General features: G+C 42.2%; 13 protein-coding genes and 2 tRNA genes. 8 read left to right on the forward strand and 7 right to left on the reverse strand.

Features of this window, described 5'->3' with window-relative positions; all coding sequences use genetic code 11:
• Nucleotides 1-38: 38 nt before the first annotated feature.
• From ssb to H5993_RS01865, 8 genes are all read left to right on the forward strand, one after another.
• On the forward strand, nt 39-698 hold the full coding sequence (gene ssb, locus H5993_RS01830) for a single-stranded DNA-binding protein (RefSeq protein WP_204776004.1): 660 nt from the start codon (nt 39-41) through the stop codon (nt 696-698).
• A gap of 27 nt (nt 699-725) precedes the next feature.
• A complete protein-coding gene (rpsR, locus tag H5993_RS01835; protein WP_003682305.1) occupies nt 726-962 on the forward strand; it encodes a 30S ribosomal protein S18 in 237 nt (78 codons plus the stop codon).
• 228 nt (nt 963-1190) lie between these two features.
• Nucleotides 1191-3188, forward strand: coding sequence for a DHH family phosphoesterase (locus tag H5993_RS01840; protein WP_204776013.1), 1998 nt, complete (start codon nt 1191-1193; stop codon nt 3186-3188).
• 6 nt (nt 3189-3194) lie between these two features.
• Complete coding sequence (gene rplI / locus H5993_RS01845) at nt 3195-3647, forward strand: 50S ribosomal protein L9 (protein WP_180871106.1); 453 nt, start codon at nt 3195-3197, stop codon at nt 3645-3647.
• 23 nt (nt 3648-3670) lie between these two features.
• A complete protein-coding gene (gene dnaB, locus H5993_RS01850; protein WP_204776005.1) occupies nt 3671-5086 on the forward strand; it encodes a replicative DNA helicase in 1416 nt (471 codons plus the stop codon).
• A 396-nt stretch (nt 5087-5482) separates the two neighbouring features.
• Nucleotides 5483-6667 (forward strand): MFS transporter, encoded by a 1185-nt coding sequence (locus H5993_RS01855; protein WP_204776006.1) that lies wholly within the window; start codon nt 5483-5485, stop codon nt 6665-6667.
• Between the two features lie 12 nt (nt 6668-6679).
• Complete coding sequence (locus tag H5993_RS01860; RefSeq protein ID WP_180871111.1) at nt 6680-7003, forward strand: hypothetical protein; 324 nt, start codon at nt 6680-6682, stop codon at nt 7001-7003.
• Between the two features lie 222 nt (nt 7004-7225).
• Entirely contained in the window at nt 7226-8341 is a 1116-nt protein-coding gene (locus tag H5993_RS01865; RefSeq protein WP_204776007.1) for an NAD(P)-dependent alcohol dehydrogenase, read from the forward strand.
• Nucleotides 8342-8455: 114 nt separating this feature from the next.
• Here the strand turns inward: H5993_RS01865 and H5993_RS01870 are convergent, their stop codons facing one another.
• From H5993_RS01870 to H5993_RS01900, 7 genes are all read right to left on the reverse strand, one after another.
• Nucleotides 8456-9178: a DUF6198 family protein gene (locus H5993_RS01870; RefSeq protein ID WP_204776008.1), complete on the reverse strand. Its 723-nt coding sequence runs from the start codon at nt 9176-9178 to the stop codon at nt 8456-8458.
• Complete coding sequence (locus tag H5993_RS01875) at nt 9178-10197, reverse strand: zinc-dependent alcohol dehydrogenase family protein (RefSeq protein ID WP_204776009.1); 1020 nt, start codon at nt 10195-10197, stop codon at nt 9178-9180. The genes H5993_RS01870 and H5993_RS01875 overlap by 1 nt, the downstream gene beginning before the upstream one ends.
• A 29-nt stretch (nt 10198-10226) precedes the next feature.
• Nucleotides 10227-10637, reverse strand: a complete 411-nt coding sequence (locus H5993_RS01880) for a VOC family protein (RefSeq protein ID WP_204776010.1) — start codon at nt 10635-10637, stop codon at nt 10227-10229.
• 287 nt (nt 10638-10924) lie between these two features.
• Nucleotides 10925-11905: a LacI family DNA-binding transcriptional regulator gene (locus tag H5993_RS01885; RefSeq protein WP_204776011.1), complete on the reverse strand. Its 981-nt coding sequence runs from the start codon at nt 11903-11905 to the stop codon at nt 10925-10927.
• Between the two features lie 103 nt (nt 11906-12008).
• Nucleotides 12009-12081 (reverse strand) — tRNA-Lys (locus tag H5993_RS01890).
• 66 nt (nt 12082-12147) lie between these two features.
• Nucleotides 12148-12657, reverse strand: coding sequence for an SA1002 family membrane protein (locus H5993_RS01895; RefSeq protein ID WP_204776012.1), 510 nt, complete (start codon nt 12655-12657; stop codon nt 12148-12150).
• Between the two features lie 142 nt (nt 12658-12799).
• Nucleotides 12800-12872: transfer RNA gene (locus H5993_RS01900), tRNA-Lys, on the reverse strand.
• Nucleotides 12873-12886: the final 14 nt, after the last annotated feature.

Here is a 12886-nt window from a genome sequence, read left to right on the forward strand (position 1 = left end):
TTAACCAATCGTTAAAATTGAGAGGAGTGCGATAACCCATGTTAAATCGTGTAGTATTAACTGGACGACTTACTCGGGATCCAGAGTTGCGGTACACTGGAAGCGGCACGGCAGTTTGTTCATTTACGGTTGCAGTTGACCGGCAATTTCGGAATCAACAAGGTAACCGAGAAGCGGACTTTATTAACTGTGTCATCTGGCGGAAGTCAGCGGAAAACTTCGCTAATTTCACGCACAAGGGGGCAATGGTCGGGATTGACGGCCGGCTTTCAACGCGAAATTACGAAAATAATCAAGGTCAACGGGTATATGTGACCGAAGTTACCGTTGACAACTTCGCGCTCTTAGAACCACGAAATGCTAGCCAAGGAAATCAAGGTAACTTTAACCAAAATAATAATGGCGGTTTTGGTAACCAAGGTTTTAACAACCAAAATGCCTTTGGTGGCAACAATGGTTTTGGAGCTCCTCAACAACCCGCAAATAATAACGCCTTTGGCGGAAACAACGGCGGGGTTTTTGATCAAAATAATTCGGTTGATCTCGGTTCCTTACCATTTGGCAACGATAATTCTGATGCTGATAGTGGTCAAGTGAATATCGACGATCAGAGTGCAATGAGCACGGACCAAAAAAAGCCGTCATCCGATCAAGATGATCAAGGAGATCATCCTTCAATCGATGATGTTCCATTCTAATTAATATTAATAAGGGAGGTAAATTTCATGGCTCAACAACGTCGTGGTGGCCGTCGTCGCCGTAAGGTTGACTTCATCGCCGCAAACCACATTGAATACATCGACTACAAAGATACTGATTTATTGCGTCGCTTTATCTCTGAACGGGGTAAGATTTTACCACGTCGGGTAACTGGGACGAGCGCTAAGAACCAACGTCGGCTTACGATTGCAATCAAGCGGGCTCGGATTATGGGCTTGTTACCATTCGTAGCAGAAGACTAGTCTGCGTTAATTAAATTGGGGAAAAACTTTTCAAAGGCTTGATCATCATAAACAGGCCGGAGTTTTAACCTAAGTTTCTGAAGAATGTTCAGAAACACGACAGAGGTTGAAAAGGAACTTTGGTTTCTTCTCAACCTCTTTTTGCATTTCACGTCGCTTTTATTGATGGTAAGATAGTAGTAATAGTTTTCGGTTAAGGGAGGTGATCGTTTGCGCTGGATAAAAGCAATGCAACTAACAAAAATAATTCGCCATCGTCGGGTCGGCTGGACTTTTGGTGCCTTAATTGTGCTTGTTTTTCTTGGGGTTGCGAGTGCTTTTACAGTTAATTGGCGGTGGGGGATTGTTGCCCTTATTTTGGCAGGTAGCGCCTTTTTGATTAGTCTAGTTCAATTACGGGACCTCATTGCGGATACAGAAAGCTACGTTAATGATTTATCCTATCAAATTCAGCGGGGCCAGCAAGAAGCCCTCTTGGAAATGCCGATAGGGTTGGTCATGCTAGATGAGCAAGGTATCGTTAAATGGATTAATCCATACATGGCAAAGTATTTCTTGCTTCGGTTAGTGGTTGGTCAACCGTTAGCAGAAGTAGATGCGGCATTGGCTGAACTAGTTGAAAAAAATAAAGATGCCAAAGCACCAGTTGTTGTTACTTGGCAAGATCAAAAGTTTGAATTTCTGTATCAAACGCGCTATCATACGCTCTACTTGCTTAATGTAACTCGTTATGAACAAATAAATCAACGGTATCATGATGAACAGTTATTCATTGGAAATATCTATCTAGATAATTATATTGAATTAACCCAGGGAATGAGTGATCCGGCGGTTTCAAATTTGCATAATTATGTAACTTCAGAACTCAGTAAATGGGCGGCCAAGCACGAATTGTTACTAAAAGTAATCGATGATGATAATTATCTTTTGTTAGGGCATCAACGATCATTAGTTGAACTTGAAAAAGAGAAGTTCAAGGTACTTGATACGATTCGGGAAAATACGTCTAAGATGAATTCGCCAGTTACCTTAAGCGTGGGGATTGCAGATGGTAATGCAAATCTAATTAAATTAGCAGATACGGCGCAGAGTAACCTCGACCTTGCGCTGGGACGGGGTGGCGATCAAGTCGTAGTAAGAGCCCAAGATCAACCAGCTCGTTTCTACGGTGGCAAGACTAATCCGATGGAAAAACGGACCCGAGTTCGGGCGCGGATGATTTCTCAAGCCCTTCAAGAATTAATGTTAGGGGCTGATCAGGTATTTGTGGTTGGTCACCTTAAGCCAGATATGGATTCAATGGGAGCTTGTTTAGGAATTCGCCGCATTAGCGAAATGAATGATAAACAATGCTACGTAGTACTTGATCAAGAGAATTTGCATACTGATATTGAACGGTTAATGGCACAAGTTCATAATTATCAGAGTATTGCCGAACACATAATTACTCCGGAACGGGCCCAAGAAATGGCAACCGATCAAAGCTTGTTGGTGATGGTTGATCATTCGAAAGTGTCAATGTCGATGGCCCCCAAGTTATATGACCGTTTGAAGAATCGGACAGTGATTATTGATCACCACCGGCGGGGCGAAGAATTTCCAGAAAATCCGCTTTTGGTTTATATTGAACCGTACGCTTCCTCAACTTGTGAATTGATTACTGAAATGTTTGAGTATCAACCACGAGAAAGTAAGGCTCTGAATAAACTTGAAGCGACAGTTATGCTCACGGGGATTCAAATTGATACTAAGTCCTTTACCCACAATGCAGGGACGCGGACCTATGATGCTGCCTCTTATCTCCGATCGGCAGGGGCCGATGGGACTTTGATTCAGGCCTTCATGAAAGAGAACTTAACGAATTTCATGGAGCGTAATCACTTAATTTCAAATGCTAGCTTCATTGATGATAAAATAGCGATGTGTATCGGTGAAGACGATCGCTTTTATGATCCAGTCACAGCAGCCCAGGCAGCCGATATGCTGTTAAGTGTTGAAGGGATTGAAGCTTCCTTTGTTATTTCCCGGCGGAATAGTGAATTGGTTGGGATTTCAGCTCGCTCAACCGGAAGCTTTAATGTTCAATTAATAATGGAAAAAATGGGTGGTGGTGGCCACTTGGACAATGCAGCAGTCCAGATTAAGGGTCAAACCACCGAGGCGGTCGCTGATCAATTAAAAGCAATTGTGCAACCACAAAAGACGGTTGACGCACAAAAGGAGTGAACAAGGATGAAGGTAATTTTTGTTGAAGATGTACGTGGACGTGGTAAGCGGGGCGAAGTGAAGAATGTTCCGGATGGGTACGCTCAAAACTACTTAATTCCGCGGGGTTTAGCTAAGCAAGCAACGAAGAAGGCTATGAGTGAATTAGCTGGTCAAGAACGTTCAAAAGAAAAGCATGCTGCTGAAGAATTAGCAGAAGCAAAACGCATTAAGACGATCTTAGAAGCTGATGATACGGTAGTTGAATTGAAAGGTAAGGCCGGAAGTGATGGCCGGATGTTTGGATCAATTTCAACGAAGCAAATCGCAACAGCACTGGAAAGTCAATACAACGTTAAGGTTAATAAGCGAAAGCTTGAACTAGCTGCACCAATTAAGGCGTTGGGCTACGTTACGGTAACGGTTAAGCTTCACCATGATGTTGAAGCTAAGATGCGGGTTCACGTTGTTGAAAAGTAAGGTTTTAAGCGGGGGTCGGATTGATGGATAATGCATCAATTACACGGACACCACCGCGTGACCTCGAAGCCGAACGGGCGGTTTTGGGGGCGATCTTTTTAGCAAAGGATGCCATTGTTACTGCGATGGAATATGTCCAACCAGAAGATTTTTACACTCGTGCTCACCAGATTATCTTTGCAGCGATGGTTAAATTGAACGACCAAGATGTTCCGATCGATGTCGTTTCAATGAAAAATGAACTGGATAAAGAAAAACAAACGGCTAATATCGGGGGGATTGAATATCTCGCTAAATTGGCAGCAGCGCCCCCGACTGCGGCGGACGTTGGTTCATACGCTAAGTTAGTCAAGGATAAGGCGGTTGCCCGGCGTTTGATTGAAACTGCTGACCGCATTGCTGCCAAGGGGTACGAAGACAGTGAAGACTTAACAAACCTCTTGGATGATGCTGAACGGTCAATCTTGAACGTGGCGGAAAGCAATAACAATTCCGAAATGCAACGGATGCGGGACCTTTTAGGGGTTTCGGCTAATCATATTTATGAGTTATCAAAACAAAAGACCGATGTAACTGGGTTAGCCATGGGGTATCCCCAGCTAGACCGGATGACAACGGGACTACATGCGGATGAGTTGGTGATTCTTGCTGCCCGGCCAGCCATGGGGAAAACAGCCTTCGCTTTAAATATTGCTCAAAATGTGGCGGTTAAAACGGACACAACGGTAGCAATTTTTAGTCTGGAAATGGGAGCAGAATCATTAGTTAACCGGATGATTTGTGCTGAAGGTAGTATTAATGCTAACCACTTACGGACTGGAAAATTAAGTACCGATGAATGGGATAGCTTTTGGATGGCTTCAAAGACGCTTTCTGATGCGGATATTTATATCGATGATACGCCGGGAATTCGGGTCCCAGAAATTCGGGCTAAGTGTCGGCGTTTAGCAAAGAAAACGGGTCATTTAGGTTTAATCGTAATTGATTACTTACAATTAATTGAAGGTGGCAATGCCGAAAGTCGGCAACAAGAAGTTTCCGAAATTTCTCGACAACTAAAGAAGTTAGCTAAGGAATTATCTTGTCCGGTAATTGCCCTGTCACAATTATCTCGGGGAGTTGAACAACGACAAGATAAGCGACCTGTCCTTTCAGATATTCGGGAATCCGGATCAATCGAACAGGATGCTGATATTGTTAGTTTCTTGTATCGGGATGATTACTATACCCGGGAAGAAGGACAGGAACAACAAGCAGGACCGGCGCCACAACCACCAACTAATGCACCAGAAGGTGGCCAAGAAGACGATGTTCCAAGTCTGAGTGAAGTTGAAGTGATTATTGAAAAAAATCGGTCAGGTCCACGGGGAACGGTCCGGTTACTTTTCAATAAAACGTATAATAAATTTGCCTCAATTGATTATGAACATGAGGCTTAGGATAAGGATTGATTGAAAGAGGTTGGGAAAAAAGCTCCTTGACGGCCTGGTTGGGATAAGAAGGACGAAGGTTGATTCATCAGAATCGGCCTTTCGTTCGCACTTATCCGCTAAGGCCGTGATTTGGAGCGAACCAGCCAACTGGTTTGGCGTTTGTGAGCCCATGCAAGGCTGAATCGGTTGGTGCGACCGTCAGGGAAGTAACTGCCATTCAGTTACTGCTTTGACCTTAGTTACTGAGTAACATTCGGAGATAAAAAAAGGGTGGGAAGAAGCACAAGTTTCTTCCCACCCTCCTTTCCTGTGTTTCAGTTAGTTAGTATTATAGGGAGTGGGAAATTTAAAGATCCCGCTCCCTTCCTTTTGCAAAAAATATTTAGGGAGGAGGCATCGATAGTGAAGAAAAGAGAATTAAAGCTACAATGGTTATTATTAGGGGCTTTTTTAACTAGCTTTGGCAATAGTTTCGTTTGGCCTTTAACAACGGTTTACATCCATGATCAACTCCATCAATCCCTGACGGTTTCTGGATTAGTATTAATGTTTTTCTCGGGCGCAAATGTCTTAGGAAGTGTTTTAGCAGGGAGCTTTTTTGATCGGTTTCGGCCGCAAAGATTGATGGCAGGTGGTTTGGTAGCGGCAATCATTACAATGGTCGCAATGACCTTTCAGAATGGTTGGCCAGCCTACCCCTTTCTATTAACCTTAGTGGGGTTTTTTAATGGTTGGTTATTGACTTTGTTAAACTCATTTGGGACCCGGTTGCGAGGCCACGATGGGCGGTTTATTTTCAATATGTTGTACTTCTTTAATAATTTGGGGATGGTATTTGGGACAACGATTGTAGGACCAATTTATGAATTTGCTCATCATCACGTGGGACCATTATTTGTAATTACGGCGGTCTTATATGCCTTATTCTTGGGTGTGGTTTTACGATACTATCAACTACCAAAAGTTAATACTGAAAAAATTAGTCATCATCAAGCTCCAAGTCAACTACCAAAGGCTAATGTAGAAGTCATCTGGACCTTGTGCTTAGCTTTAATGATTACTTGGCTTGTTTATGTTCAATGGTCTAGTAATATGTCGGTTTATATTACCGGAAAAGGGGTTTCAATGTCCTTATACAGTCTCTTATGGACGTTGAATGGTTTATTGGTGATCTCCTTTCAGTTGGTGATTAACTGGCTGAATCGTTGGATCAAAAATGACTATCACTATGTTTACTTTGGGTTGACGACGATTGCCCTTTCATTTGGGATCCTCCTAATTGCGGATAATTACTGGTGGTTTGTTTTGGGAATGATTATTCTAACACTTGGTGAAACAACGGCCTTTCCAATGATTCCAGCAATTGTAAACCAATTGACGCCCTTAAATGAGAAGGGGCGATACCAAGGAATTTTAAATGCCCTAATTGCGGTTGGAAAAGCGATTGGTCCTTTAGCTGGTGGAATGATAATTGAACAGTTAAGCTACCTCCCCTTGTTTGAAATTTGTATGGGCGTTGGGTTATTAGTAACGATAGTGGTTACGGTGGTAACTCATCATCGGCAATCACAGGTAATTCATTATTAGAAGGGATACAAAATGTTTTACAATAACTATGACCATGTTCATGGTGAAGATAAATGGGGGTTAGTCGGCCAAGTTGGTGACCCTTTTCGGGAAGATCAAATCTTGGCAATTTCATGCGCTAAGTGTCAGGCAAAGAAATTGATCATTGCCGAACGTAATTGGATGGCGACGAATAATGATCATTCCCAACGTTACCAAATTGTGGTTGCCTGTTTAAATTGTGGGGCGGTTGACGAATTTATTGCTAACGATGGGCGTGAGAATAAGAATAGTAAGCTAAAGTTTGCTAAGGTAATCCCGAAAAAAACAGATCTAGTCCAGACAAAAAAGGGATAACCAACTTTCATCTGAAAGCTGGTTATCCCTTTTTAGTACTTAATTAATAAAACTTGTATTTATTGAACTGATTTAAAGATATGCATTTTAATTATCAACTTAAAAATCTTAGAGATATGAAAATAACTTAATAACAAAAATTGTGAAATTAAAATTAATTGTGATAAAATATCCTTACAAGCACTATGTAAGCGCTTAAATTATAAAAGGAGCTGAATTACAATGAAGATTAAAGCAGCGGTTGTCGCTGAAAAAGGGGCTAATTTTGAAATCAAAGATGATATTGAATTAGCTGAAATGCAAGCGGACGATATACAAGTGCATATGGTTGCTTCTGGGATTTGTCACTCAGACGAAGCCCTCCGCAAAGGGGATGCCGTAATTGACTATCCTATCATTTTGGGCCATGAAGGGGCCGGAATTGTTGAGAAAGTTGGTCCAGAAGTTAAGAACTTTAAACCAGGCGACCACGTTGTACTCTCCTTCTATGGTTGTGGGAACTGTATTAACTGTTTAAAGGGTGAACCAACGAAATGCTTGAACTACGCTGCTAATAATCTTTCCGGGGTGCGGCCAGATGGAAGTGCCCACTTTACTGCAAATGGTGAAAAGGTCGCTGATATGTTTGACCAATCTTCCTTTACGACAACCACCGTTGTACGGGAACGGAATGCGGTTAAAGTACCCAAGGATCTTGATTTACGGAAGTTAGGACCACTTGGTTGTGGATACGTCACTGGCTCTGGAACGGTCTTTAATACTTTGAAGCCGGAACCTGGTTCAACGATTGCTGTAACTGGGACTGGGGCCGTTGGGTTAGCTGCCATGATGGCCGGGAAGATTAGCGGATGCTTAAAGGTGATCGCGATTGATCGGGTTCCAGAACGGCTTGCTTTAGCTAAAGAATTAGGTGCAACGGACACAATTAATACCAATGAACAAGACCTGGTCGAAGCCGTCCAAGCCTTAACTGACGGTAAAGGGGCCGATTATATTGTTGATACCACTGGGGTAACTGCCGTTGAAGAAGCAGCCATTAAGGCGTTGGCCCAAGGTGGAGTTTTGGCACCGATTGCCGTTACGGCTAATCACATTGACATTAATACTTGGGATGACCTTTGCCCTGCCGATAAGACCATCGTTGGGGTTAATATGGGCGACTCAGTTCCGCAAATTGATATTCCGCGGTTGATTGAATTCTATCGGCAAGGAATGTTTGACTTTGATAAGACGGAAAAGTTCTATCAATTTGACGAAATTAACCAAGCCAATGCCGACTCAGTTTCCGGCAAGACGATTAAGCCAGTGTTAATTATCGACCCAGATTATGAACCATAAAAATCATCCAGAGATAGGACGATGATAAGAAAATGAGGTTAGCTTAAAAAAGTCCATCGTGATCAAGCAATTTTGATCGCGATGGACTTTTTACTTTTGCGAGGTAACTGAAAACTAATTTCCCATGTCCAAGGCTTGGTGCTTAAGTTTAGGGAAGACATGCTTGTCAGCCCAACCAGTAAAGGAGCCTTGGAAAAGAAAGGCGAAAATCGTCCCAATTCCGATATTATCAATTCGCCCGGTTACTAAAAAGGCAATTAAACCAAAAACTGTTGGCGGGAGATAGGAGAGCCACATCGCAACTGTAGCGTTCCCATGGACGTATTTAAACCGAATAATTTGAAAAAGGTCATCTTGCGAGTGTAGAACTAAATTAACACGTTGGTAGATTGAGATTGCCGTCCCAATCAAGAAGACCCCAAAGAAGTTTAAAAGTACATAGAGAATGTTTCCCACCCAACTAGTTGCTTGGGGAAGGCTTTCAAATAGGTTTGCAAACCACTGGATGAAGAGTGAAAATGGCAACATAAAAGCAATATTCCCACCAATTCGTTTCCAATCTAGTTTTTTTAACAAAAGGGCGTTTAGAAAGGAAATGAAAACGCCTAAACCGAAGAACGCCCAGAATAAAACCCAAGCATTATTGCCAAGAAAGGCATGTCCTAAGTCAGCATCAGCAGCCGTCCAGTAGGCTGAGCCTAAAAAAGAAGGATGGACGTGGTCACTTGAAATTAGAGTTAAGACATTTCCTAGTGAGTTAATAACCAAGGAAATGGTAAAGTAGCCAAGGGATTGAGCTAAGGAAATGGTCCGCTTTGAATTTACCGGCGCCGTCATTAGGCATCTTCTCCAGCAACCTTAACAATTGCCTTTGAAATGTTACCTAACTTTCCAGAGACAAAGTCTTCAACGTGGGCAAAGTCAAGGACATTTGAGATTAATGGGAGGGGATCAACGTCGCCAGATTGAAGAAGGGCAATCGAGTCTTCGAAGGTGTAAGGATTAATGAAGGAACCTTGAATGTGAAGTTGCTTTTGGTAAACCTTGTAGGTGTTAACCTTAAAGGTTGAGTCAGGGTTTCCAACACCAAACATCAAGACTTGGCCACCCCGCCGGGCAGCTTCAACTGCTTGTTCTTGGGTTGCTGGTAAACCAACAGCTTCAACAACAATGTCATAACCATCCTTAGCAATTTCTTCAGGGTGCTTCAAGTTGTTAACAACCTTAAAACCAAAGTGCTTTTGGTTGTTTGCAAGCTTTTCGTCAACCGTCCCAGCAAGGGTAACTTCCCGAACACCCCGGGCCTTTAAGATTTGAGCAATTAATTGACCTTCAAAACCATCACCGATAATTAAGGCATTTTGGTAAGGGTGAGTTTCAAGGAGGTCAACCCCGTGCATTGCACAAGAAATTGGTTCAATTACGGCAGCGGCTTCCAAGGAAACGTTGTCTGGAACGTGGTAAACGACTTCGGCTGGGGCTGTGAAGAATTCAGCGAACCCTCCGTCCCGCGTCACCCCAACGGCATCGAGATGTTCACAAAGTTCTGGCCGCGAAGTCCGGCAGTAGTAGCACTTGTGGCAGTAGATGTTCGGGTCAACTGAAACCCGATCCCCAACTTTAAAGCCTTCAACGTCCTCACCAACTGCAGCAACGACCCCTGAATTTTCGTGACCCAAAACAATTGGAGGAACAGCGTCAGCGGAACCGGGAAGCCCATTATAAAGGGCCTTGTCAGTCCCACAAATTCCAGCCCAAGCCGTGTGAATTAAAAGTTCATTTGGCTTTGGGGTTGGCTTTTTGTAATCATTTTGAACTTCAAGATGCTTAACAGCAGTCATAACTAATGCTTTCATGATTTGTTTCTCCTTTTAATCGTTTCGTTTTAAGCTTTTACAATTTCACAAAATTCAATTGTTTCATCGTTTGGTCCAACGATGTTAAAGTACTTAATCCCGTGTTGCCAATAATCAAGGTGTTGGACTTCATCTTCCTTTAATTGGTAACCAGCCTTTTTAGCAGCTTGATAAGCTCCATCGGCATCGGTTACGTTTAAAGAGATGTGATTAATGGCCCCAGTTTTGTGAACAGCACCATCACTGTTCCAAATTTCAAGGGTTAAATGACCAGCTTGCATGAAAATAACTTCGTGTCCTTGGTCATCGGTATCGAAACGGCCGATTTCTTTAAAACCAAGCCCGGCCCAAAACTCTTCAGTTTTAGGAAGATCGTCGGTTGGAATGCCAACATGGGCAAGATCGTCATAATAACCAGCTAGACTCTTATTAAATGCCATAAAAATCGCCTCAGATAGTTAAGAATTCCGTTTTAAAATTTGATCGATCAAGAAACAAAACTAGGTAAAGTTTGGTAAATTTTGTAACCGCTTACCAAACTTTACGGCTTTATCATAGTGCGGTTAATTCGATATTTCAACCGGTTGAAATAAAAATTCACTTTTGTCATTCGATTAGTAAAAAATAAGTAATATAATCATGACGATGATAAAAGTAAAGATGAGTAAATGAAAAAGTTAACAGAAATTACGATTTTCTGTTAACTTTGATCTCAAATGAAATTATTTTAAGCCGTAGTTCCAGAAATTAATTTAACTGGGAGGGTTGCCGAAGAAACGGAATGACCGTTGAGTCTTTGAATAAGTAAATTGACTGCGGTAGTGGCCATTTCCGAAATTGGTTGCTGAATAGTTGTTAATTCAGGAAAGAGCAGGCGGGTAATGGCAGCCCCATCATAGCCGATTACTTTCAAATCTGCCGGACAATGTTTACCAAAGGTTGCTGCTGCAGTAATGGTAAGCCGGGCATTTGTATCGTTATCCGCAAAGAGACCATCAATTTCGGGATGATCAATAAAAATTTGGCGAATTTTTTGTAATTTTGTAGATTCCGGTTCATCAAAGGGGATTGAGTAAGTGATGGGGGTGAGACCATGTTTGCGCATTTGGTCTTCATAAGCGGCTTGTCGATCGTAATTTGGCGAAGGGAAAGTTTGGGGATAGTTAGTATGGATGATATGCTGACATCCGGCATCTAAGAGACGCTGAGTTGCAAGGAGGCCCCCTTGATAATTATCTGAAGCCACGACTGGAATTTGATTACTAACAATCCGTTCGATGGAAATAATAGGCAAATTCGTCGAATGGTAACCCTGAATATTGGTATTGTGAGAACCAACAATTAATCCATCAATTTGATGATCAAGTAACAGTTGCAGATACTGTTCTTCTTTTTTGGCATTATTTTCACTATTGCCCATTATGGCGCGGAAACCGTGAATATAGAGCGCCTTTTCTAACGCCGCTTCGAGTTCCGCAAAAAAAGGATTATTAACAGTTGGGAAAACGAGCCCAACCAGGCCGGTTTGTTGTCGATAAAGTTGGCGGGCAATGACGTTTGGTCGATAATTGAGTTCGGCCATGGCGGCGTGGACCTTATCAATGGTTTTTTGACTTAGGTATCCCCGATGGTTGAGCACCCGGGAAGCCGTATTTTTTGAAACTCCGGCTAGTTTAGCAACATCATCAAGTTTGGCTGGTTTAACCATTTTGCACCCTACTTTCATCATCAGATCACTATCTTAATGGTACTACATTTAAGCGCTTTCATCGATAGTAATAAAAAAACCACCGCCATAGCGATGGTTGGTATGGGCAGTCAGGGGATCGAACCCTGGACCCACGGATTAAGAGTCCGTTGCTCTGCCAGCTGAGCTAACTGCCCATGTCTTAACAACGACTATTATAATAACAAGTCTAAACGATAAATGCAAGTCTTTTTTTGAAAAAATCAAATTTCTTCAGAAGTGAATTTGAAAAAGATAACACCGATCCAAGAGGCAATAAAGGATGAAAGGACGGCGATTAAGATTAAATTGGTGGAAATGGTGGTAAAACTGGATACGTCGCGGATAATTTTGAGGGTTTTAAGGAGATTATCAAAGAGAATTTGATAAATGGTGACATAGATTAATGACCACTGAATATAGTATTCGATCAGGGTGAGGGTTGTCCCTGAGATCCGATGGAAATGATTGAGAATTTGTAAATTAAAGAAAAGCAAAATTCCGGCAATCACAATAATTAAGCCATACAGGAAGAAAATTGAACCAATTGCTAAATGGGGGATCGAATTACTGAAGAAGTAGGCAATGGCTACAATTATAATGAAAAAGAGGGTGCTAATAATTACTAACAAGAAGAGTAAGGCATTGAGAAAAGCAAACCGTTCATGTTTTCGTTTACTAGTAATGATGCTAATCGCAACGATAATCAAAAGTAAGATCCAGGTAACTTTCATTTTAAATCCTCCAAAAAAAGATAGGGTGAAAGCCTTATCTTGGTAATGGATGGAGAGCACCAGCAGGAAGCAACTATTATTCGGAGATAAAAGAAAGGCTGGGAAGAAACTTGCGTTTCTTCCCAGCCTCGTAAACCTCTGATGGGCAGTCAGGGGATCGAACCCTGGACCCACGGATTAAGAGTCCGTTGCTCTGCCAGCTGAGCTAACTGCCCATGTCTTAACAACG

The sequence above is a fragment of the Limosilactobacillus alvi genome (assembly GCF_016900115.1).
Classification (GTDB): Bacteria; Bacillota; Bacilli; order Lactobacillales; family Lactobacillaceae; genus Limosilactobacillus; species Limosilactobacillus alvi.